Genomic DNA, 24045 nt, shown 5'->3' with positions numbered 1-24045 from the left:
ATTAGAAAAGAGGTTGGTTGCATGCTGGTACCTATGGTCGTCGAACAGACGAATCGCGGAGAGCGGTCGTACGACATATACTCTAGGCTCTTGAAAGACAGGATTATTTTTCTGGGAAGCGCGATTGACGACGATGTTGCCAATCTGGTTATTGCCCAACTGCTTTTCTTGGCTGCCGAAGATCCTGAGAAGGATATTCATCTTTACATTAACTCTCCTGGCGGTTCGGTTACGGCTGGCATGGGAATCTACGATACGATGCAATTCATCAAGCCCGATGTATCCACGATCTGCGTAGGCATGGCTGCCAGCATGGGTTCGCTCTTGCTGACCGCAGGCGCTCCCGGCAAACGTTTTGCGTTGCCTAACAGCGAGATCATGATCCATCAACCGCTCGGCGGGGTGAGAGGTCAAGCATCCGACATTAAGATTCATGCCGATTGGATCCTGAAGACGAAGGAAAAGTTAAATCGTATTTACGTCGAACGTACCGGTCAACCGTACGAGAAGATCGAGCGCGACACCGATCGCGACAACTTCATGAGTGCGGAAGAAGCCGTTGCATACAGATTGGTCGACCGCGTGATTACCGCGCCTATCGCCACGAGCGTATAATCAGCGCGAGTTAAAGCCGTTTTCAAAGGAGGGTTTACATGTTTAAATTTAGCGACGAGAAGGGTCAATTGAAGTGCTCGTTCTGCGGCAAATCTCAGGATCAGGTTCGCAAGCTGGTAGCTGGTCCTGGCGTATATATATGCGATGAGTGCATCGAGCTGTGCACGGAAATCGTAGAGGAAGAGCTCGGTCATGAAGAAGAGCTCGACATGAAAGACATTCCGAAGCCGAAAGACATTCGGAACATTCTAGATCAATACGTCATCGGACAAGAGCAAGCTAAGAAATCGCTGTCCGTGGCGGTCTATAACCACTACAAGCGGATCAACTCGCAAGCGAAGATCGAAGACGTCGAGCTCCAGAAGAGTAACATCATGCTCGTCGGACCGACGGGTTCCGGTAAGACGTTGCTTGCGCAGACGATGGCCAAGATTTTGAACGTACCGTTCGCGATCGCGGACGCGACTTCTTTGACGGAAGCCGGTTATGTCGGCGAAGACGTAGAGAATATCTTGCTTAAGCTCATCCAAGCGGCAGATTACGACGTAGAGAAAGCCGAACGCGGCATCATCTACATCGACGAAATCGATAAAGTCGCCCGCAAATCCGAGAATCCGTCGATCACTCGAGACGTTTCCGGCGAAGGCGTGCAACAAGCGCTTCTGAAAATTCTCGAAGGCACGGTTGCATCCGTTCCTCCGCAAGGCGGCCGCAAGCATCCGCATCAGGAGTTCATTCAGATCGATACGACGAACATCCTGTTCATTTGCGGCGGAGCGTTCGATGGCCTGGAACAGATCATCAAACGCCGCATCGGCAAGAAGGTCATCGGCTTCAGCTCCGTGCTCGAAGGGCAAAAGGACATGAAAGCCGGCGAATACTTGTCGCTCGCGCAACCGGAAGATTTGCTCAAATTCGGGCTTATTCCTGAATTTGTCGGTCGTCTTCCCGTGATTTCCACGTTGGAGCCGCTTGACGAGGCTGCGCTAGTACGCATCTTGTCCGAACCGAAGAACGCGCTGGTTAAGCAATACCAGAAGCTTCTCGAGATGGATAACGTCAAGCTGGAATTCGATGGCGGAGCGCTCGAGGAAATCGCTCGCGAGGCGATCAAGCGCAACACGGGAGCGCGCGGACTTCGGGCGATCATCGAGGGCGTCATGCTGGACGTCATGTACGAAGTGCCTTCGCGCGACGACGTCGTTAACTGCCTCGTAACCGAGAAGGTTATCAAGGATAAGATGTCTCCGGAGCTTACGACCAAGAAAGGCAAGAAAAAAGAAGAGAGCGCGTAACGCAAGCAGGACGAAAGCCGAATCGGCTTATCCGTCGCTCGGCGTACGCCTTAATTGCCGGTTCCACCCCGAACATATCCGGGGTGGACTTTGGCTTATACAGGGGAGAATGACGAGATGTACAAACGCACCGATACCGTCGCCGTTCGCGTGGGGAATTTAACGATCGGCGGCAACAACCAAGTGATTTTGCAAAGCATGTGCACGACTAAGACGGCCGACGTCGCGGCTACGGTCGCCGAGATTAAGCGGCTGGAGGAAGCGGGCTGCCAGATCGTTCGGGTTACGGTCAACAATAAGGAAGCCGCGGAAGCGATCAAGGAAATCAAACGCCAGATCAATATTCCGCTCGTCGCGGACATTCACTTCGACTATCGTCTTGCGCTTTTGGCCATCGAGAACGGTATCGATAAAGTGCGTATTAACCCGGGCAATATCGGCCGCCGCGAGAAAGTCGAAGCTGTCGTTAAGGCGTGCAAGGAGCGGGGAATTCCGATTCGGATTGGCGTTAACGCCGGGTCTCTCGAAAACCATCTGCTGGAGAAGTACGGTTATCCGACGGCGGATGCAATGGTGGAAAGCGCATTGTTCCACATCGGCATACTGGAGGAGCTTGATTTTCACGATATTATCGTCTCTCTTAAAGCATCCGACGTACCGATGGCTATCGAAGCGTATACGAAAGCAGCGGAAGTCATTCGGTATCCGCTCCATCTTGGCATTACGGAGGCAGGCACGTTGTTCTCCGGTACGGTGAAGAGCGCGGCCGGACTTGGCGTATTGCTCCATCAAGGTATCGGCAATACGATGCGAATCTCGCTAAGCGCGGATCCGGTCGAGGAGATCAAGGCGGCGCGAGAGTTGCTGAAGGTATTCGGACTGATTACCGATGCACCTACGTTAATTTCCTGCCCGACGTGCGGTAGGCTGGATATCGACTTGTTCGCCGTCGCGAACGAAGTAGAGGAATACTTGTCGAAGCTAAAGGTACCGATCAAAGTATCGGTGCTCGGTTGCGCGGTTAACGGACCGGGCGAAGCGCGCGAAGCGGACATCGGCATTGCCGGCGCCCGCGGCGAAGGCATGCTGTTCCGTTACGGCGAGATGATTCGTAAAGTACCGGAAGCCGACCTTGTAACCGAGCTGAAAAAAGAGATCGATCATATCGTCTCGGTCTACACGGAAACAGGCGAGATTCCCGGACGTAAGCATTGAACGAATGGCGACGCGGTATTATGGCGAGCGCTCGAATCGGTAGAAGGAAATGCGGGTTGATTGCAGATGGCAAGTAATAAGGAGCAAATGAAGCTTCGGCTAGATCGGACAACGGTCGAGCGGCTATGCACGGAAGCGGCGACGAAGCAAGGAGAGGCGATTCTCCGCGCGGGATCGGTAGGCGCCTTGAAGCAGGATGCGGTCTATGGCAGCGTTACGGCGGTCGTCAAAACGAATCCGCAGAGTCGCTTCGAGGTAGAGGTTGCCGTTGGGGATGCCGGGGAGATCGAAGCGTCGTGCACGTGCGACGATTATTTGGTATCCGGACCGTTCTGCCCGCATATCGCCGCCGTATTGCTTGCGATGTCGGCTGATAAAGCCGATGAAGAGCCCTCGCAGGAGGTAGCGATCTCGGAGCGGGATACGCAGCTGACGAAGCAGGTCATTTACCTGTTCGATCGCGATTTGACCCGGCAGTCGGAGCTTCAGCTCGAGGACGATGCTATTCCCGAGGATACGCAGCTATTGGATATCGAGTATACCTGCAAAGTCATGCAGGGCTTTTCCAGTCGCCCCATGTTCGCGATCACGATGAAACTCGGCGTAAGCCGCTTGTATATCGTGCAACGGATGAAAGATTTCCTGAACAACGTCGAAGGCCGCAACTCGATGGTATTCGCCAAGCATTTCAGTTACGATCCGCTTGAGCATTCGTTCAAGGACGCCGACGAGCGATTTATCCGCCTGTTGATCGAAGCGATGCGGGCCGAAGAGATTTATAAAGATTTGTTCCATTCGTTCTCTTCCTATTCGCATCGCGAAGAGCGGATTTTGATGATCCCTCCGACGATCTGGGAGCGCATGCTGCCTCTCGTCGAACAAGTGAATATGACCTATGAGGACAAGTCGGGTAACGGTCACCGGATGAAGGTCATGTCGGGGCCGTTGCCGATTTACGCGCAATTGAACAAAGCGGGAGATTCGGGCTACCAACTCGAATTCGAAGGACTCAAAAGCGCGATTTTCCTCGATAACTATAAGACCGCGATCGTAAACGGCATGTTGTTCGAAGCGGATAGCGAGCAGCTGAAGCGGATGGCCGAAATCAAGCGCATGTTCCATTACGAGAACCGTACGCGCTTGCTCATCCAGCGGGAACAGCTCGAGCCTTTCCTCGAACGGGTCGTACTTGGCTTGAAGCCGTTCATGGACGTGGAAATATCGCCGCAGATCGCGGACCGGATCGTTAATCCTCCTCTTCAGGCCAAAATGCATCTGGATTTCGAGGGGAATAAGCTTCAGGCCAGCCTCGAGTACGTATACGACGACATTATCATCCGTCCGCTTCCGCAACTGGATGCGCAGATGAATAATCCGGACGTTATTCTAATGCGGGATATCGAACGCGAGCACCGAATCATGGCGTTGATCGAGCGCGCGGCGTTCAAATTCAACGGCAGACAGGTGTACTTGGATCAAGAGGACGACATTTACGACTTCCTCTTCGGGTTATTGCCGCTGCTAGCGAACGACGTGGACATTTATTCTACCTCGGCCGTCAAGGACATTATGCGAACGGAACAGTACCGGCCGAAAGCCCGTCTCGACGTCGATACGCATACGGAATGGCTTGAAGTGTCTTTCGACATGGAAGGCATGGACACGGACGAAATCCAGCGGCTGCTTCGTAACCTGGTCGAGAAGAAGAAGTATTATCGCACGGCAAGCGGGGCTTACATGTCTTTGGAGCAGGATAGCTTCAAGGAAATCCATCGTTTATTCGACGAACTCGATCTTACGAAGCCGGAGATGAACGGCAATAGCCTTCGGATGCCGGCCGTAAAAGGCTTCCAGCTCATGGATCAGTTCGGCGGGACGCCCGGCGTTCAGCTAGGGAGATCGCTGAGGAAGCTATGGGATAACCTCCGTAACCCGGACAATTTGGATTTCGAGCTCCCTTCGGATCTTGATCCGATCCTTCGCGATTACCAGAAATACGGGTTTCAATGGTTGAAAACGTTGTCGTATTACGGGCTCGGCGGCATTTTGGCGGATGATATGGGGCTTGGGAAGACGATCCAAAGCATCGCCTACGTCGTCTCGGAGCAAAAGGGGCGGCAGACGGAAGAGCCTGACGACACGGCCGAACCCGCGCCGGTGCTCATCGTTTCTCCGGCGTCGCTCATTTACAACTGGGAGCGGGAATTCAAAAAGTTCGCTCCGGGGATCCGTACGGTCGTCGCCGCCGGAGATCGGCAGGAACGCAGCGAGATGATGGTCGACCTCTCTTCGGCGGACGTATGGATTACGTCTTATCCGCTGCTTCGCAGGGATATCGAGTGGTACGAGAAGCAGCGGTTCCGCGCGCTCTTCCTCGACGAAGCGCAAGCGATCAAAAACCATGCGTCGCTGACGGCCCACGCCGTACGACGTCTTCGCGCCGCGCAGCGCTTCGCCTTGACCGGAACGCCGATCGAGAACTCTCTTGAAGAGCTATGGTCGATATTCGACGTTATTTTCCCGGGGTTGTTCGGAGGGAGAAAGGCGTTCGCGGATTTGCCGCGGGAGAAGATCGCAAGAATCATTAAGCCGTTCATCCTGCGCAGGCTGAAGAGCGAAGTGCTCAAAGAATTGCCGGACAAAATCGAAAGCGTGCAGCCTTCCGAGCTGTCGATCGAGCAAAAGCAGCTGTACATCGCGTATTTGGAAAAGCTGCAAAGCGACATCGCGAAAGATTTAGCCGACAGCGGCTTCCAAAAAAGCCGGATGAAAATTTTGGCCGGCCTAACGAGGCTAAGACAACTATGCTGCCACCCGGCTTTGTTCATCGAAGGTTATGAAGGCACGTCCGGCAAACTCGAGCAACTGATGGAAATCGTCGAGGAGTGCCAGGGGAGCAGCAAACGCATGCTCATCTTCTCGCAATTCACCTCGATGCTCGATATTATCCGCAAGCAACTGGACGAACGCGAGCTTCCGTACTTTTATTTGGACGGATCGACTCCTTCGCAGCAACGGATCGAAATGTGCCAAGAATTCAACGACGGCGCGCGGGACGTATTCCTCATCTCGCTTAAAGCCGGAGGAACCGGCTTGAACTTGACCGGAGCGGATACGGTCGTATTGTTCGATCTATGGTGGAATCCGGCTGTCGAGCAGCAGGCGGCGGACCGGGCGCATCGGATCGGGCAGAAGAACGTGGTGCAAGTCATCCGTCTGGTGGCGCAAGGGACGATCGAGGAGAAGATGCTCGAGCTGCAGCAACGCAAAAAAGATTTGATCGACGAAGTAATCCAGTCGGGAGAAGGCGCTATATCGTCTTTAACGGAAGAAGATATCCGCGAGTTGCTCCAAATCTGAATGACTATATTAACCGGTATTCGGGCAATACTACCAAGTAGAGCTCGGGGCCGGTTTTTTGTTGCCAATATTACCGCTTAAGGCGCTAGGGTTAGAACCTCGGCGCGATTGGGGAGGACGGATTCAGATGACTTTAAGCTCGATACTTATGCTCGTTCAAGTGTTTTTTGCCGTTGTCATCGGCATTTATTTTTGGAATTTGCTGCGCAATCAGAAGAATAATCGAAGCGCGGTAGATCGGGAGTCGCGCAAGGAGATGGATAAGCTTCGCAAGCTGAGGTCGATTTCGCTTACGAAGCCGCTGGCCGAGAAAACCAGACCGGTATCGATCGCCGACATCGTCGGCCAAAAGGAAGGGCTGCGAGCCCTTAAGGCGGCTTTATGCAGCAGTAATCCGCAGCATGTCTTGGTCTATGGCCCTCCGGGCGTAGGGAAGACGGCCGCTGCGCGCGTCATTCTCGAAGAGGCGAAGAAAAACAAGCTGTCGCCGTTCAGGGCGGAAGCGAAATTTACCGAGATCGACGCGACGACGGCCCGGTTCGACGAACGCGGCATCGCCGATCCGCTTATCGGATCGGTGCACGATCCGATCTATCAAGGCGCCGGCGCGATGGGCGTCGCGGGCATTCCGCAACCGAAGCCGGGTGCAGTTACGAAGGCGCACGGGGGCATTCTGTTCATCGACGAAATCGGCGAGCTCCATCCGATTCAGCTCAACAAGCTGCTTAAGGTTCTCGAGGACCGCAAAGTGTTTCTGGAGAGCGCGTATTACCACGCCGAAGACGCGAATATTCCTATGTACATCCACGATATTTTTCAGAACGGTCTTCCCGCGGATTTCCGGCTAGTCGGCGCGACGACGAGATCGCCTTCGGATTTGCCGCCGGCCATTAGAAGCCGTTGCATGGAAGTGTTTTTCCGCCCGCTCTTGCCCGACGAGATCGGCCAAATCGCGGAGAATGCCATACAGAAAATCGGGTTCGCGCCTCGTCAGGAGACGATCGATGTCGTCAAGAAGTATGCGACGAATGGACGGGAAGCGGTCAATATTATTCAACTGGCCGCGGGACTCGCGTTGTCCGAAAGCAGAGACGAGCTCGGCGCCGCGGATATCGAATGGGTCGTTAACAGCAGCCAATTGCCGCCGAGACCCGAGCGCAAAGTGCCTGCGAAGCCGCAAGTCGGCCTCGTGAACGGCCTTGCCGTATACGGCCCGAGCATGGGAGCATTGCTGGAAATCGAAGTTACGGCGATACCGGCGCACCATGGACGCGGACAATATAACATTACCGGCGTCGTGGAGGAAGAAGAGCTGGGCGGTGGTCAGCGTACGCTGCGCCGTAAGAGTATGGCCAAAGGATCGCTCGACAACGTACTTACGATATTGCGAAGGAACGGCTTCCAGCCGGAAAACTTCGACCTGCATATTAATTTTCCCGGGGGAACGCCGGTTGACGGCCCTTCGGCGGGCGTGGCGATGGCGGTCGCGATCGCATCCGCGCTTATCCGCCAGCCCGTGGACAATAAGCTGGCGATGACCGGCGAGGTCAGCATTCACGGCGGCGTCAAGCCTGTTGGCGGCGTCATCGCGAAAGTGGAAGCGGCGCTGCAAGCCGGTGTAGAGACGGTGCTTATTCCGAAGGAAAATTGGCAGGCGATATTCGAGGGACTGGAAGGCGTTAATGTCGTTCCGGTCGATCGAATAGAGGAAGTGTTCCGCCATGTGTTCGGTGAGCACATGATACATGCGGACACCGAATGGCAGATCGGCGAGCTTCCGGTAGCGGCGGATGCGTTCGCAGCCGCTCCTGCGGGATCCGTCTTGCATGCCGGGGCTAAAACGTTGGAGAACGACAACGGCTAGTTATATAAAAGAGCGGCGCGGTGAAGGCACCGGCGCCGCTTTTTGCATACGACGACTGACTCGTTCGCTTGCACGCTCTAACGGTGCCATGCAACGCTGCAGCGCCAAACTCGCGCGCACGCCTGCTCTAACGTTGCCACGCAACGCTGCAGCGCCAAACTCGCGCGCACGCCTGCTCTAACGTTGCCACGCAACGCTGCAGCGCCAAACTCGCGCGAACGCGCGCTCTAACGGTGCCACGCAATGTTGCAAGCGCCAAACTCGCGCAAACGCGCTCTAACGTTGCCACGCAACGCTACAACTCCAAACGCGCGCACCCGCACGCTCTAACGTTGCCACGCAACGCTGCAACTCCAAACGCGCGCACCCGCGCGCTCTAACGGTGCCACGCAACGCTGCGCGGCCGAATCAGCGGACCGCCTGCTCGGCGGGTTCTTCGTGCGTCCTGCACCGATTACGTGCCGCACCGCATTCGCGTTTCCAAATTTTGAGGGTTCGTTTTTGCGGCGGGCGAATACATTTGGTACAATGACGAAAGGTTTAGCGTTACGATTGCAGTTCCAGTTCCAACGAGGAGGTGCCCAATCATGGGACCTGGCAAACCGAAAAGCCGTTCTATTCCCCTGTTGCCCTTGCGTGGGCTGCTCGTCTACCCCAGCATGGTGCTTCATCTGGACGTAGGTCGTGAGAAGTCGGTAAAAGCGCTGGAACAATGTATGGTCGACGACCATATGATTTTGCTTTGCTCCCAGTCCGAGATCAATATCGAAGAGCCGACGCAAGACGATATTTACCGGGTAGGCACGATCGCCAAAGTCCGGCAAATGCTCAAGCTGCCGAACGGAACGATCCGGGTGCTGGTAGAAGGCGTCAGCAGGGCGGAAATCGAACAATATTTGCCGAACGACAATTTTTACGAAGTGCTAGCGCACGAAATGCATGAAGGGCAAACCAACGATTCGGAGTTGGACGCGTTAATGCGGGCGGTGCTAAGTCAATTCGAACATTATATTAATTTGTCCAAGAAGGTGACGCCGGAGACGCTCGCCGCCGTATCGGATATCGATCAGCCAGGCCGTCTCGCCGACGTCATCACGAGCCACCTATCGCTCAAAATCAAGGACAAGCAAGAAATTCTCGAGACGGTGGAAGTACAGCCGCGTCTGGAGAAGCTTCTCGACTTCCTGAACAACGAGCGCGAGGTGCTCGAGCTTGAACGGAAGATCAGCCAACGCGTCAAAAAGCAAATGGAGAAGACGCAAAAGGAATATTACCTTCGCGAGCAAATGAAGGCGATCCAGAAAGAGCTGGGAGAGAAGGAAGGCCGGGCCGGCGAAGTCGAGGAGCTGCGCAATCAGCTCGAAGACGCGGAGCTTCCGGAGAAGATCGCCATCAAGGTTATGAAAGAGATCGATCGTCTGGAGAAAATGCCCGCGGCATCCGCCGAAGGCGCCGTCATCCGGACGTACGTGGAATGGCTGCTGGCGCTCCCATGGTCTAAAATGACCGAGGATGATCTCGATATCGTCAAAGCCGAGACGATTCTCGAGGAGGAGCACTTCGGTCTAGATAAGCCGAAAGAGCGCGTGCTCGAATACTTGGCGGTGCAGAAGCTTGTCAAGAAGCTGAAAGGACCGATTCTGTGCTTGGTCGGACCTCCCGGCGTCGGCAAGACATCGCTCGCCCGCTCGATCGCGAAGTCGCTCGGCCGCGAATTCGTGCGCGTGTCGCTCGGCGGCGTGCGCGACGAAGCGGAAATCCGCGGTCATCGCCGGACTTACGTTGGCGCGATGCCGGGACGCATCTTGCAAGGGATGCGCACCGCGGGAAGCGCGAACCCCGTATTCCTGCTAGACGAGATCGACAAAATGGCGATGGACTTCCGAGGCGATCCGTCTTCGGCGTTGCTGGAAGTACTCGATCCGGAGCAGAACGCGACGTTCAGCGATCATTACATCGAGGTGCCGTACGATTTGTCCAACGTTATGTTCGTGACGACGGCGAACGTCGTGCACAACATTCCGAGACCGTTGCTCGACCGGATGGAAATGCTGTACATTCCCGGGTATACCGAATTGGAGAAGCTGCAGATCGCCGAGCGTCATTTGCTGCCTAAGCAGAAGCGCGATCACGGTCTGGAACCGGAGCAGCTAGTGCTGGAGAGCGACGCGTTGATGGCGCTCATACGCGAGTATACGCGCGAATCCGGCGTTCGTAACATGGAGCAGCAGCTTGCCTCGATTTGCCGTAAAGCGGCGAGAGCGATCGTTACGAATCCGGAAGCGGCGCCGTACGTCGTGGATAAAGCGAAGCTCAAGGAGTTGCTCGGGCCTTCCAAGTTCCGTTACGGTATGGCCGAGCAGGAAGACCAGATCGGCGCCGTAACCGGTCTGGCTTGGACGGAAGTCGGCGGAGATACGCTCGTCATCGAAGTCACCGTCATGCCGGGCAGCGGTAAGCTGACGCTCACGGGCCAGCTCGGCGACGTCATGAAGGAGTCGGCGCAAGCCGCGTTTAGCTATACGCGCAGCCGCGCGAAGGAGCTAGGCATCGATCCGCAGTTTAACGAGAAGAACGATATTCATATTCATATTCCGGAAGGCGCTATCCCGAAAGACGGTCCTTCCGCGGGTATTACGATGGCTACGGCGCTCATCTCCGCGCTTACGAATCGTGCCGTGTCCCGCGTCGTCGCCATGACCGGCGAGATTACGCTCAGAGGACGCGTGCTTCCGATCGGCGGTCTGAAGGAAAAGTCGCTGGCCGCTCATCGGGCCGGCATCCGCAAAGTACTCATTCCGAAAGACAACGAACGAGATCTGCGAGACGTGCCGGAGAGCGTAAGGGGCGACCTAACGTTCGTGCCGGTGGCGCATATGGACGAAGTGTTACGCCATGCGTTATCGGACGCATTCGGTCAATTCGGAGTCGCTGCTGATGATGGCGACGACGAATTGCAGAGCGATCCAGCCCTAATCGCGGCGACGGCTAACGAAGAGCCGGAAGAAACGCCGCCCCTCGGCACCCATTGATAGGAGAAGTCAGTCACAATGAAGATTAAACAAAGCGAGTTCGTAATTAGCGCGGTCGGCCCGGCGCAATATCCGGAAGACGGTTTGCCGGAGATTGCCTTGGCCGGCCGCTCCAACGTAGGGAAGTCGTCGCTCATTAACAAGATGCTGCTTAGGCGCAACTTGGCCAGAACGAGCGCGCAGCCCGGCAAGACGCAGACGCTGAACTATTATAAAGTGAACACCGAAGTCGGTGAGCTTTATTACGTCGATTTTCCCGGTTACGGGTATGCAAGGGTATCCAAATCCCAACGTCAATCGTGGGGGAAAATGATCGAGCTGTATTTAAAGGATCGCCCGCCGCTGAAGCTGGTGCTGCAGCTCGTGGATTTCCGCCATCCGCCGTCCGCGGAAGATCAGAACATGTACCAGTGGCTGTCTCATTACGGTATTCCGATGTGCGTAGTCGCCACGAAGACCGATAAAGTATCGCGCTCCCAATGGCCCAAGCATTCGAAGATGATCCGTCAGACGCTCGGAATGCCCGGACATGTACCGTTGATTCATTTTTCCTCCGAGACGGGAATGGGAAGAGAAGAATTATGGAGCCTGATTGCGCAATCGGCAGATATGACGATGAATCCCCCCTCAGAACCCGCTAACTACGCGCAGGAAACAGAGGATAACGGTTAAAAGTTTGACAGGATCGCGTTAGGAATCGTTTTTTGAGCGTTTTTCATGGAAAAATCGCGATTGGGCCGCAAGAAACAAGACCCGGATTCCGTTATAATAGGTGTAAGCAAGACGGAATCATCATTTGCAACACAACGGGAATTGAGGAGATTTTTATGGCTCAACGGGTAGCCACGGAGTATGTCAATGCCAGCCTGACACTGACGGAAGCCGAAATGCCGCGATTGATCTCCCTATGCGAGATCCAACAGCTTAGATTGCAAGTTTTCGTGTTGGAGAACGCTAACCAGGAGGTTGTTCTGGAAGACGATGCAGGCGGAGAGTCGATTCGCTTGACGTTCGAAAGATCGAATGGACAGTATCGTTGCTCGCTGACTTGTCGCGTCGTTCAACCGAAACTGACCAACGCTTTGCGCAAGCTCGTGTCTTCCTTCAAGGGAGATGCGGTAGTCAATCGGATTTATCCTGGATTCACGATGGTCTATCACTATATTCAAGGAGCAGTCGTCCGGATCGTGGAGTCGAGCGGCAATAGCCTGCGAACGGTATTCGAACACCGTGACACCTTAGGGACGCTGGAAGCCCAATTTAAGCTTTTCTCTGTCGAAGAGGAGATCAACCGGTTGCGAGGCTCCGTTAACGAGCTGCTCGATATCCGCAACCAGACGCAAGATGCCCGTCAGATCGCCGAGATCGACGTAATGCTGAAATATCATAGCCGTATGTTGTTCACGCTCGAAGCTTGATCGACTTGCCAAATCCGTTATTTTACACCTCGAAGAGCCGTTAAACCGGCTCTTTTTCTTGTTCCGGTACGAAGCGGAAAAACCTCAAAAAACCGATCGTCACAAACTTGCCATTTTCCTATACGGGGCGTGGGGTTGCGGGGGGTGAATTCGTCTAAAAAAAAGTATTGCATTTCATGCGGATAGATGTTATTTTTAGTTTCGTTGACAACACAATAGGAACCAGGATTCACTCAAGGAATGCAGACAGATTCCCTCCAAGTGAATGACGTAGGTCCTAGCGGATGAAAAGTTTCACACATTTTATTCCTAGGAAGGGGGAACCGAAAGATGGAATATTCAACTTTCGGAAGACACGTTGCGGTTGATACATGGGGAGGAAACATCGAGCTGCTGAATAGCGCCGAATTGCTTCAATCTCACATGGTAGAAGCTGCGGAAGCGTGTGGCGCGACCGTTCTCTCGGTTCAAGCCAAACAATTCGAGCCTCAAGGCGCTACGGTTCTCGTATTGCTGTCTGAGAGCCATCTGTCCATTCACACGTATCCTGAGAGAGGTTTTGCCGCTATCGATTGCTACACTTGCGGCGAGACGGTTGATCCACAGCTTGCGATCGACTACTTGGTTAACGTATTGAAGCCGGAGAAGACGTATGCGAAGAAGTTGGTCCGCGGTCTTGGCGAATTGCAAGTCGAAGAGCCTATGATTAAGTTGGCTGAACTCGTTTAATAACATAACCATTAGAGCCACAGGGCATGCGCCCTGTGGTTTTTAATTCGACAATATCGTCGTGAGGCTGCCAGTTCGGGAATAGATTGGGCAGGGCTAGTCGACAATAGCGAAGTGCGGTTGATTTCGCCAACCCGCTAGTTCGAAAAGTGTTCAAATTTGGCGCCTGAGCGGTCGTCCTAGTATGTTATAATAATTCTTGATTAATACGAGCGAAAATAGCTCCTAAGGAAGGCAGGTGGAATGCCCATGCATCTGATTGTCGTCGGACTGAACTATCGTACCGCGCCCGTAGAAGTGCGCGAGAAGTTTGCGTTGTCGGAATCGGAGCTGCCGCGGGCGATTCAAGCGCTCAAAGCGACGAGTGGCATTCTCGAAGGCGTGATCGTCGCTACCTGCAACCGGACGGAGATTTACGCGGTCGTCGATCGGCTGCATCTGTGTGGACATTATATCCGTTCGTTCATGGAGCAGTGGTTCTCGGTTCCGCGCCAACAATTCAATTCCCACCTGTATATGTACGAAGACGATCGGTCGGTCGAGCATTTGTTCCGCGTCGCTTGCGGGCTGGATTCCATGGTCATCGGCGAGACGCAGATTTTGGGCCAAGTGCGTGACGCGTTCTTGCTCGCGCAAGAAGAACGCGCGACGGGCACGCTGTTCAACAGGTTGTTCAAGCAGGCGATTACGTTGGCCAAACGGGCGCATTCCGACACTTCGATCGGCGAGAGCGCGGTATCCGTCAGCTATGCGGCCGTAGAGCTGGGCAAACGGATCTTCGGACGGTTCGACGATAAGACTGTCATGATCGTCGGCGCCGGGAAGATGAGCGAGCTGACCGCGCAGCACCTGAGCGCGAACGGCGCCAAGGAAGTACTCGTCGTTAACCGCACGATCGAGAACGCGCAAGAGCTTGCGGAGAAGTTCCAAGGCACCGCGCTTGGGCTAGACGAAGCGATGAACCGTCTGAAAGAGGCCGATATCGTCATTAGCAGCACGGGCGCGCAACGGTTCGTACTGAATCGCGAGCAAGTCGAGCAAGCGATGGCGGGGCGCAAGAAGCGGCCGCTATTCTTGATCGATATCGCGGTGCCGCGGGATATCGAGCCGACGTGCGGAGATATTCCGAACGTATTCCTCTACGATATCGACGATCTGGAAGGCATCGTGGAGAACAATTTGGCGAAGCGTCGCAAGGAAGCCGCCATTATCGAAGAGATGATCGAGCTCGAGCAGGAAGCGTACCGGCAATGGTACGCGACGCTAGGCGTGAGTCCGCTGATCCGGGCGTTGCAAGAGAAGGCTGCCGCCATTCAGGAGAATACGCTGGATAGCCTGCTCCGGAAGCTGCCGGAATTGGACGATAGGCAAGTGAAGGTAATTCGCAAGCTTACGAAGAGCATCGTCAACCAAGTGATCCATGACCCGATTTTGCGCATTAAAGAGCTGTCGGCCGTGAAACGAAGCGATGAAGCCATGAAGCTGTTCGTGCAGCTATTCGCGCTCGAGGACGACGTCGCGCAGCTGAAAGCGCAGGAGAAGGCTGAGGAGAAGTCCCGCAAAGAGGCGGTTGCTTCGGCGGCCAAAGCTACGGAAGCGGGAACCGGTTCAGGCTTGGATGTTGACGGCTTGTTGTCTAAGCTCGCGGGAGCCCTTCGATAACGGTAGGGAAGCGGGAGGCGCTGCCCTCATGATGACACAGGATTTGTTAACGGACGCCGTACTTTATATTTATGCCCTGAGCCTGCTATTTTTCGTTTCCGACGCCGCATCCGGCAACCGGAGCGCGAGAAGAGTCGGAACAGGGCTGCTTGTTTTTGTTTGGGTTATCCAAACGGCGTTCCTGCTGTACATATTGGTTCAAAGCTTATCGAACCCGTCGCTCACGATCCGGGAGTTTTTGTTCTACGTGTCGTGGTTGCTCGTGTCCCTTTCTTTTTTGCTGAATCGTTGGTTAAGGGCCGATTTGTTGGTGCTTCTGGTGAATGTCGTGGGCTTCGCGGTGCTGGCCTTGAATTTGCTCGAACATCAGCGGCGGAAGATGGAGCTTGCTACCGAAGAGGTAGCCCGGCGATTGCTCGTCGTTCATATCAGCTTCATTACGCTTGCCTTCGTCGTGCTGACGGTAACCGCGCTGCTGGGCAGCATGTACTTGTTCCTTCATCGCCGACTGAAGACGAAGAAGTGGACGCCGCTCATGAGCCGGATGCCCGGACTGGAATTGATCGATCGCTACGCCTATCGGTCCGGGCTCATCGGCGTGCCGCTCTTGCTCTTATCGTTATCGACGGGGACGGCCGCGCTAATGCTTACGAAGAGCTTGTCCGATTTGCTCGATCTGAAAGTAGTGCTCGCCTATTTGGCGGGAGCGGTGTACGTGGTTTCGCTAGTCCGCAGCAAAATCGCCAGAGACGACGGTGCGGAACTGGCGAGATGGAATTTGATCGGTTACGCGTTGTTGATCGCAGATTTCTTCGCCAGCGCGTTGTCTTCGTTCCATCGCATGTTCTAAGGCAAAGGAGTCGTTAAACCGTGTCCGAGCATGAATGGTATCCGATACTGTTGAGCTTGAAGGATCGAACGTGCGTCGTCATCGGCGGCGGTGAAGTCGCGGAACGCAAAGCGAGAGGTTTATTGAATGCCGGAGCTTCCGTCCGCGTGATTAGTCCTTCTGTGACTCGGGGGTTAAGCGATATGGCGCAGGCGGGGAGCATTCATCTCCTACAGCGCGAATACGCGAAAGGCGATCTTGAAGGCGCGACGCTTGCGTTCGCGGCGACGGATCGGCAAGAGGTGAATGCGTCCGTCGCCGCGGAAGCGCGCGAGCGGGGCATTCCGGTCAACGTGGCGGATGGCGACACCGAAGGAGATTTCATCGTGCCGGCCGTGCTGCGACGAGGAGATTTGGTCTTATCGGCAAGCGCTTCGGGCGCAGGGCCGGCCGTGTCCGCACGTATTATCGGCGAGCTATCGTCGCGTTACGGCCCGGAATACGAAGGTTATCTGAAGGCGTTAAGGCAAATTCGGGCGATCGTAAGAGCGGAAGTGCCCGATCCGGGTCAGAGGCGGCGGTTATTGGCCGCGGCTTCGACGGAAGAGGCGCTAATCGAATGGAGCCGGTCAGATTTCGCGTTGGACAAGCGAGCGTTATTAGATAGATTAGAAGAGAGAGCACTTGACGGGAAGGGATAGAGGATCATGCGCAAAATTATCGTAGGAAGCCGCCAGAGCACGTTGGCGTTGACTCAGACCGAACAGACGATCGAGGCGATCCGCAAGCTGTGCGCGGATGCCGGGCTCGCATATACGTTCGAAGTAAAGCCGATCATTACGCGAGGGGACCGCATACTCGACGTGACGTTATCCAAAGTTGGGGGTAAAGGATTATTCGTAAAAGAGATCGAGCAGGCGCTGTTGGACGGCGAGATCGATTTCGCCGTGCACAGCATGAAGGATATGCCGTTCGAGCTTCCGGAAGGGTTGATCGTCGGCGCTATTCCGGTTAGACAGGATGCGAGAGACTGCTTGATTTCTAACACGGCCGACAGCTTGGAGAGTTTGCCACAAGGCGCTCGCGTCGGCACGAGCAGCCTCAGAAGAGCCGCGCAGTTGCTTGCGAGCAGGCCGGATTTGCGAATCGAGTCGATTCGCGGCAATATCGACACCCGTATCCGCAAGCTGAAAGACGAAGGATTCGACGCGATTTTGCTCGCGGCGGCGGGTCTTCACCGGATGGGCTGGCAACATAAAATTACGGCTTATTTGCCGACGGAAGCCTGCTTGCCTGCAGTCGGGCAAGGCGCGCTCGCAATTGAATGCCGCGGGGACGACGAGGACGTGCTGGGCATGCTGCGTCTATTGAACGATCCGGTAACCGAGCGCACGGTAGCCGCGGAGCGCAGATTGCTCGGCTTGCTCAACGGCGGCTGCCAGGTGCCGATCGGCGCATACGCAGAGGCTGCTACAGCCGATCCGGACGCGCCGCTGACGCTGACGGGCATCGTATCTTCGCCGGACGGCAGCAGGCTTCTTCGGGAGTCCGCTACAGGCACCGATCCGGCGCAAGTCGGATGGGAAGTGGCGCAGGCGCTTATCGGACGAGGCGCGGATCAGCTATTGGCGGAAGCGAGGGAATAGGCGATGACCACGGGGAAAGTGTATTTGGTAGGCGCGGGACCGGGAGATCCTAAGCTGATTACGATTCGCGGCCTTGAGGCGCTGCAGCGTTCCGAAGTCGTCGTATTCGACAGGCTTGCCGGACCTCAGTTGCTTAACCACGCGCGGCCAGACGCGGAGCGGATTTACGTCGGGAAGCTTCCGGACCGCCACACGATGAAGCAAGAAGAGATCAACCAATTGCTCGTCAATCTCGCGTTGCAAGGCAAAACCGTCATCCGGCTTAAAGGCGGCGATCCGACCGTATTCGGACGGGTAGGCGAAGAAGCCGATCTGCTTAGGCAGAACGGCATCGATTTTGAGATCGTGCCGGGCATTACGTCCGCGATTTCGGTACCTGCTTACGCCGGCATTCCGGTAACCCATCGCGATTATGCCTCATCTTTTTCCGTCATCACCGGTCACGAAAGCCCGGATAAGCTCGACCTGTCGATTCATTGGGATAAAGTCACGAACGCGACGGGTACGCTCGTCTTTCTTATGGGCGTTGCCAAAATCGGATATATAAGCGAGCAATTGGTCAAGCATGGCCGTTCGCCGAGCACGCCGGTCGCCCTGGTGCAATGGGGCACGCGCGCCGAGCAACGCACCTTGGTAGGAACGCTGGAGGACATCGAAGCGAAAGTTCGCGAAGCGAATTTCAAGCCGCCAGCGGTTATCATCGTCGGCGACGTCGTTCGTCAGCGAGAGACGCTGGCATGGGTCGAGAAGAAGCCGCTATTCGGACAGCGGGTGCTCGTGACGCGCGCGCGTTCGCAAGCGAGCGAGCTCGTAGCGATGCTTGACGACCAAGGCGCGGAAACTTACGAGTTCCCGGTCATAGAGACTAGGCTGCCGGATTCGCCGGAAGGCGTGCAGGCGATTCAGCGCGCGCTAGAAGTGGCGGACAGCTTCGACTGGGTCATCCTTACGAGCGTTAATGGCGTCGACTATTTTTTCCGCTGGCTCGATCGCGAAGCGGTCGACATTCGTCGGTTCCACTCCGCGAAATTCGCAGCGGTCGGACCGAAAACCGCCGAGGCGCTAGCGCACAGGGGCATTCGGGCGGATCTATTGCCGGAAAGCTATCAGGCCGAAGGATTGCTCGATCGGCTTAACGGCCTGGTCAAGCCAGGACAGAAGGCGCTTTTGCCTAGAGGGGATCTCGCGAGGGAGCTACTGCCTAAGGCGCTTAAGGAACATGGCGTCGAAGCCGTGGAGATTGACGTGTACGAGACGGCGCTGGCCGCTCCTCGGGACATGTGGCTTGCCGAGATGCTCGCGAGCAAAGAAATTCACGTTATTACTTTTACGAGTTCTTCTACGGTCGTTAACTTGCTTGAAGCGCTCAAACAGATCGGCATCGCGGATCCGGTAGCCGCGCTTAACGGCATCGATATCGTCTGCATCGGGCCGGTTACGGCTAAGACGGCTGAGCAGCATGGTCTTCGGGTCGCGGTTATGCCGCAGCACGCGACGATCGACGGCATGGTTACGGCATTAGTGGAACATCGTCGCAATAAGAGAGGAGACTAACTTACAATGGCATACCCGATAGCAAGGCATCGCAGATTAAGGGGTTCGGAAGCGCTTCGCGGATTGGTCAGGGAGACGGGCGTGAGCGTGAACGATCTTATCGCGCCGATCTTCGTGACGGAAGGCGAAGGCGTTCAAGAGGAAATATCGTCCATGCCGGGCGTATATCATTGGTCGCTCGACACGCTTGAGAAGGAATTGGCGGATATCGCGTCGGCCGGCATCAAAGCGGTGCTCGTATTCGGCGTACCGTCGACGAAAGACGCGATCGGCACTTCGGCGTTCGAGGAGAACGGAATCGTGCAGCGCGGTATTCGCAAAATCAAGTCGCTCTATCCGGACATGGTCGTCATCGCGGATACTTGCTTGTGCCAATTCACGGATCACGGACATTGCGGAGTCGTCCATCGGACGGATGGCGGAGCGGTCATCGACAACGACGCCTCGCTTGAAATGCTCGCTAAGACTGCCGTATCGCAAGCGAAGGCGGGAGCGGACATTATCGCTCCGTCGAACATGATGGACGGGTTCGTGGCGGCGATACGCGAAGCGCTCGATCGCGAAGGCTTCGTGAACACGCCGATTATGTCTTACGCGGTAAAATTCGCTTCCGCTTACTACGGGCCGTTCCGCGAGGCGGCGCACTCGACTCCGCAATTCGGAGACCGGAGAACGTACCAGATGGACCCGGCTAACGCTCGCGAAGCGTTGCGAGAAGCGAGCTCGGACGTGGAGGAAGGCGCGGATTTCTTGATGGTGAAGCCGGGACTAGCTTACTTGGACATCGTAAGAATGCTGCGCGATCGGTACGAGCTGCCGATCGTCGTCTATAACGTAAGCGCGGAATACGCCATGGTGAAAGCCGCGGCGATGCAAGGATGGCTAGACGAGCGGGCGATCGTGCTCGAGACGTTGACCGGTATGAAACGCGCCGGCGCCGATCTTATCATCACTTACCATGCGAAGGACGCGGCTCGCTGGCTGCAGGGGAACTAACCGTTACCCGCGCAGCTTGAGCAAGTTAAGCTTGTACTCGTTGATTCCGAACGTGAGCACGCTGCGGGATTCAAGCTCGCGAATTACGTCTGAGAGCACGGCTTTCGTCACGCCGGCCATTTGGGCGAGCTCGTCGTAATTGAGAGCCATGTGGATCGAGATCAGGTTGCCGTCCCGCTTGCCGTTCTGGTTAGCTAGCGTTATTAAGTTTTTGAGAACGCGCGTGCGTCCGTCGAGGAACGTGAGATCGTTCACGTGTTCGTTCGTCTTACGAAGACGCCGGCTCAGCTCGGATAAGATGCCTCTAGTAATATCGAAGTGGGTTTGCAGAAGCTCCATGAATTGATCCGAGGAAAGCTCGAGCACGGTCGTCGGCTCTAGCGTCGTGGCGCTAGCGGAGCGCGGGAGCCCGTCCAGCAGCGACAGCTCGCCGAAGCTCTCTCCGGCGCTAACGAGCGAGAGTACTTTCTCTTCGCCGTTCAAGCTCTTGGTATATAGCTTAAGCGAGCCCGAGAGCACGACGTAGAACGTCACGCCGGGATCCTTCTCTTGGAACATCGTCGTTCCGGCGGTGAAAGTGCGGCGGTGCGCGATACGTAAAATATGCTCTAGCTGTTCGTCGTTAAGATTGTCGAATAAGGACACTTTCTTTAACCATTCGATCATCGTAATTCCTCCTGCAAACCGGTAGAATCAATAATAGTTCAAGTTTACCACAGCTTTTTCCAATCCAGATAGTAGGGTGTGACGATTATGAGCGAAAATCGTCGAATTCGCGACGACGCTAAGTCCAAAGCCGCTTTCGAACGGGCCAAACAAGTTATTCCCGGCGGCGTGAACAGTCCGGTTCGGGCATTCAAATCCGTCGGCTTGACGCCGCTCGTCATCGCGCGGGGAGAAGGAAGCCGCATAACGGACATCGACGGGCAGTCTTATATCGATTACGTGTTGTCTTGGGGTCCGCTCATCGCGGGACATGCCCACCCGGAAGTCGTAGAGGCGATCAAGCGGACGGCAGAGAATGGCACGAGCTTCGGCGCGCCGACGGAAATCGAGACGCTTATGGCCGAGCTGGTGTGCGAGCGCGTTCCGTCCGTGGACATCGTTCGTATGGTCAACTCCGGTACGGAAGCGACGATGAGCGCGCTTCGATTGGCTCGCGGCTATACGAAGCGCAATAAAATTTTGAAGTTCGAGGGCTCTTACCACGGGCACGCGGACAGCTTGCTGATCAAGGCGGGCTCCGGCGTAGCCACGTTAGGTTTGCCCGATAGCCCGGGCGTTCCCGAGAGCGTGGCGTCGCATACGCTGACCGTGCCCTATAACGACTTGGAATCGGTTAAGCTCGCGTTCGAACGTTACGGCGAAGAAATCGCGGCGGTCATCGTAGAACCTGTCGCCGGCAACATGGGCGTTGTTCCTCCGCTGCCCGGCTTCTTGTCCGGTTTGCGAGAAGTGACTAGCCGTTACGGCAGCCTGCTTATTTTCGACGAGGTTATGACGGGGTTCAGGGTTCACCGGAATTGCGCGCAGGGACTGTACGGCATTACGCCGGATTTGACGTGCATGGGCAAAGTAATCGGCGGAGGTCTCCCGGTAGGCGCCTACGGCGGTCGCAGGGAGATCATGGAACAGATGGCGCCCGTCGGTCCGATCTATCAAGCGGGTACGTTGTCCGGCAATCCTCTTGCTATGGCTGCGGGATATACGACGCTTAAGCTGATGACGGAAGAGGCTTACGAACTGCTGGAGTGTCTGGCGGTTCGCCTCCAAACGGGCTTGGAGCGCAACGCGAAGGAAGCGGGCGTCCCGATGACGATCAACCGCGTCGGTTCGATGGTTTGCCCGTTCTTCACGGACAAGCACGTCATTAACTACGAGGTAGCGAAGCAAGCGGACGCGCAAACGTTCCGCGCCGTGTTCCGCAGCTTGTTGGACGGCGGAGTCAATATCGCGCCTTCGGCTTTCGAGGGCTGGTTCGTATCGACCGCGCACTCGGAGCAAGATATCGATCTGACGATCGACGCGCACAGAACGGCGCTGCGCGGTCTTTAACCTTATCCTTGTACGCGATCACAACCTCCCGGTTTTATCGGGAGGTTGTTTGCTTTTTCCTCCGCGAACAGGCATGCTAGGCACTCTGTGGCATATAGATAATTAGTGAGTTGCCTTATGACCCGGTCAACGATCCGGGTGCCGATGCGAAGAAGGAGGAATCCACCGTGACGGAGCCACCGAACGGATTGAGGTTCGATATTTACGAACGGGTGCATTTGCCGGACGACGTAGCCGCGATCGAAGAGCTGGAAGAAATCGAACTCGTGCCCCATATGCAGGTGCTGCCTCAGGAAGACAATGTCCTGCTGAGCGGACATCTGTTGTTGTCCGGCGTATATCGCTCTCAGTTTTCACAGGAAGCGTTGCAATTGCAACATTGGATTCCGGTAGAAATTACGCTGCCGCTGAATCGGATTCAGAACGTGGACGAAATCGCCGTGGAAATCGATAATTTCGACGTCGACTTGCTGTCGACGCGATCGCTTAACGTGACGGGCGTGCTTGCTCTGAGAGGCTTGCAAGTGTCCGCCGCGCAAGTGCCGATCTGGAAAGATGATAGCTTTACCGTCGTGCATCAGGCGCAGCCTGGATTCGAGGCGGATTTCGAACGCGATAGCTTGTCCGAAGAAGCGCAGGGAGCGGACGACTTCCCGCAAATCGGCGGCGGAAACGCGCAAGCGCTGGCCGCGTACGGGGCTTTTGGCGCAGAACTGGCCCTCGAGCCGGATCGCGATGATGCGCAGCCGCAACTACCGCAGCAAGCGGGAGGTCTCTCGAGCGCGCTTGACAACGATGATTGGTTGTCGAAATTCAAAAGTCATGAAGATCTACGCATAAAACAAGAGCAAGCGCGCCAAGCGGAGTCCGCCGCGGCATACCCGGCGGAACGTTGGGGCGACTTAAGCGAGCGGCGGGTCGAGTCCCCGGCTCAACGAGCGAATGCGCCCGCCCCGTCCGCTTCATCCACTCCGGCATCGGCGGCAATATCATCGCAATTGACGAGATCCCAGTCCGAAGCACTGGCGCTATCGGTGGCCGAGGAAGCGAACGAACCGGCCCAATTGTCCGTTAACGTCTCCTCATATGACCAGCAGCGCATACAGTCCGGCGTGGGGCTGCTCTCCCAACTAGGCGATATCGGAGCCAGGCGCGAAAGCGAGCTGAAGCAACTGGAAGCCGTGCTAGCCGAGGAGAAGGCGGCGAGCGGGAAAAACGCCGCGAGCAGCTCGGGGGACGAACTCGAATGGACGCGGTTGTTCCTCTCCAGCGGCAACGAAGCGCAATCGTTCCGCAAAGTACGCATGTGCATCGTTCAGCGCGACGATACGCTCGAAGCGATCGCCGGACGTTACAACGTGCAGCCGCGCGCGTTGCAGCTCCATAACCGGCTGAACGACCCTTACTTATCCGAAGGCCAAGTGCTGTACATCCCTTAAGGTCTAGGCGTATGACGCTTCCCCAGCCCCCTTATTGACTCTCCCTTCAACGACGGGTAAAATAAGGGGAAAGACATGGATAGGGAAGAGTTAGCAGAGAGTCCTACAGAGAGCGGAGCCGCTGTACGCAGCGCTGGAAGGTTCCGCAGGAGAACGGCTGCGACGAGTCGCCCTGGAGTTTCTTGTTCGAACGGACGGCCGCATCGGGTCCTCCTGTAGAACGGGACGGCTGCAGCCGTTATCCTGCATCGAGTGCCGACCCGGCTATGCGCCAGGCGGAACGAAGGTGGTACCACGGAAGATTAACCTTTCGTCCTTTGCGACGGGAGGTTTTTG

Annotated in this window: 18 protein-coding genes; 17 read left to right on the top strand and 1 reads right to left on the bottom strand. The window is 55.8% G+C overall.

Annotated elements, in window-relative coordinates:
- Positions 1–21 precede the first annotated feature (21 nt).
- The 15 genes from clpP (at position 22) to hemB (ending at position 20215) form a co-directional block, all read left to right on the top strand.
- Positions 22–615 (top strand): ATP-dependent Clp endopeptidase proteolytic subunit ClpP, encoded by a 594-nt coding sequence (gene clpP / locus ACFPQ4_RS07580; RefSeq protein WP_378111179.1) that lies wholly within the window; start codon positions 22–24, stop codon positions 613–615.
- Positions 616–653: 38 nt separating this feature from the next.
- Positions 654–1910, top strand: a complete 1257-nt coding sequence (clpX, locus tag ACFPQ4_RS07575) for an ATP-dependent protease ATP-binding subunit ClpX (RefSeq protein ID WP_378111178.1) — start codon at positions 654–656, stop codon at positions 1908–1910.
- 117 nt (positions 1911–2027) lie between these two features.
- On the top strand, positions 2028–3125 hold the full coding sequence (gene ispG / locus ACFPQ4_RS07570; protein WP_378111177.1) for a flavodoxin-dependent (E)-4-hydroxy-3-methylbut-2-enyl-diphosphate synthase: 1098 nt from the start codon (positions 2028–2030) through the stop codon (positions 3123–3125).
- A 66-nt stretch (positions 3126–3191) separates the two neighbouring features.
- Positions 3192–6485, top strand: coding sequence for a DEAD/DEAH box helicase (locus ACFPQ4_RS07565; protein ID WP_378111176.1), 3294 nt, complete (start codon positions 3192–3194; stop codon positions 6483–6485).
- A gap of 127 nt (positions 6486–6612) precedes the next feature.
- Positions 6613–8349, top strand: coding sequence for an ATP-dependent protease LonB (gene lonB, locus ACFPQ4_RS07560; RefSeq protein WP_378111175.1), 1737 nt, complete (start codon positions 6613–6615; stop codon positions 8347–8349).
- Between the two features lie 587 nt (positions 8350–8936).
- On the top strand, positions 8937–11381 hold the full coding sequence (gene lon, locus ACFPQ4_RS07555) for an endopeptidase La (protein WP_378111174.1): 2445 nt from the start codon (positions 8937–8939) through the stop codon (positions 11379–11381).
- A gap of 18 nt (positions 11382–11399) precedes the next feature.
- Positions 11400–12053 (top strand): ribosome biogenesis GTP-binding protein YihA/YsxC, encoded by a 654-nt coding sequence (gene yihA, locus ACFPQ4_RS07550; RefSeq protein WP_378111173.1) that lies wholly within the window; start codon positions 11400–11402, stop codon positions 12051–12053.
- A 155-nt stretch (positions 12054–12208) separates the two neighbouring features.
- Complete coding sequence (locus ACFPQ4_RS07545; RefSeq protein ID WP_378111172.1) at positions 12209–12799, top strand: non-ribosomal peptide synthetase module; 591 nt, start codon at positions 12209–12211, stop codon at positions 12797–12799.
- Positions 12800–13129: 330 nt separating this feature from the next.
- Complete coding sequence (speD, locus tag ACFPQ4_RS07540; RefSeq protein WP_378111171.1) at positions 13130–13528, top strand: adenosylmethionine decarboxylase; 399 nt, start codon at positions 13130–13132, stop codon at positions 13526–13528.
- 249 nt (positions 13529–13777) lie between these two features.
- The gene (gene hemA, locus ACFPQ4_RS07535) at positions 13778–15190 is read left to right on the top strand and encodes a glutamyl-tRNA reductase (protein WP_378111389.1); all 1413 of its coding nucleotides are present in this window, start codon (positions 13778–13780) and stop codon (positions 15188–15190) included.
- A gap of 28 nt (positions 15191–15218) precedes the next feature.
- Complete coding sequence (ccsA, locus tag ACFPQ4_RS07530; RefSeq protein ID WP_378111170.1) at positions 15219–16040, top strand: cytochrome c biogenesis protein CcsA; 822 nt, start codon at positions 15219–15221, stop codon at positions 16038–16040.
- 20 nt (positions 16041–16060) lie between these two features.
- Positions 16061–16720, top strand: a complete 660-nt coding sequence (locus ACFPQ4_RS07525; RefSeq protein ID WP_378111169.1) for a precorrin-2 dehydrogenase/sirohydrochlorin ferrochelatase family protein — start codon at positions 16061–16063, stop codon at positions 16718–16720.
- Between the two features lie 6 nt (positions 16721–16726).
- Entirely contained in the window at positions 16727–17665 is a 939-nt protein-coding gene (gene hemC / locus ACFPQ4_RS07520; protein ID WP_378111168.1) for a hydroxymethylbilane synthase, read from the top strand.
- A 3-nt stretch (positions 17666–17668) separates the two neighbouring features.
- A complete protein-coding gene (gene cobA, locus ACFPQ4_RS07515; protein ID WP_378111167.1) occupies positions 17669–19219 on the top strand; it encodes a uroporphyrinogen-III C-methyltransferase in 1551 nt (516 codons plus the stop codon).
- A 6-nt stretch (positions 19220–19225) separates the two neighbouring features.
- Positions 19226–20215 (top strand): porphobilinogen synthase, encoded by a 990-nt coding sequence (gene hemB, locus ACFPQ4_RS07510; protein ID WP_378111166.1) that lies wholly within the window; start codon positions 19226–19228, stop codon positions 20213–20215.
- Between the two features lie 3 nt (positions 20216–20218).
- On the opposite strand, the gene ACFPQ4_RS07505 is transcribed toward hemB, so the two are convergent.
- Positions 20219–20881 carry a Crp/Fnr family transcriptional regulator gene (locus ACFPQ4_RS07505; RefSeq protein WP_378111165.1) on the bottom strand — a complete coding sequence of 221 codons (663 nt, stop codon included), beginning with the start codon at positions 20879–20881 and terminating at the stop codon, positions 20219–20221.
- 87 nt (positions 20882–20968) lie between these two features.
- Here ACFPQ4_RS07505 and hemL point away from each other — a divergent pair, with 87 nt between their 5' ends.
- Entirely contained in the window at positions 20969–22270 is a 1302-nt protein-coding gene (hemL, locus tag ACFPQ4_RS07500; RefSeq protein WP_378111164.1) for a glutamate-1-semialdehyde 2,1-aminomutase, read from the top strand.
- Positions 22271–22437: 167 nt separating this feature from the next.
- The gene (locus tag ACFPQ4_RS07495; protein WP_378111163.1) at positions 22438–23709 is read left to right on the top strand and encodes a LysM peptidoglycan-binding domain-containing protein; all 1272 of its coding nucleotides are present in this window, start codon (positions 22438–22440) and stop codon (positions 23707–23709) included.
- The last annotated feature ends 336 nt before the right edge of the window (positions 23710–24045 follow it).

The organism is Cohnella yongneupensis (assembly GCF_042655785.1).
GTDB classification, from domain to species: domain Bacteria; phylum Bacillota; class Bacilli; order Paenibacillales; family Paenibacillaceae; genus Cohnella; species Cohnella yongneupensis.
The sequence above is the reverse complement of the archived record's forward strand: the minus strand, read 5'-3'. Positions and strand labels throughout refer to the sequence as shown.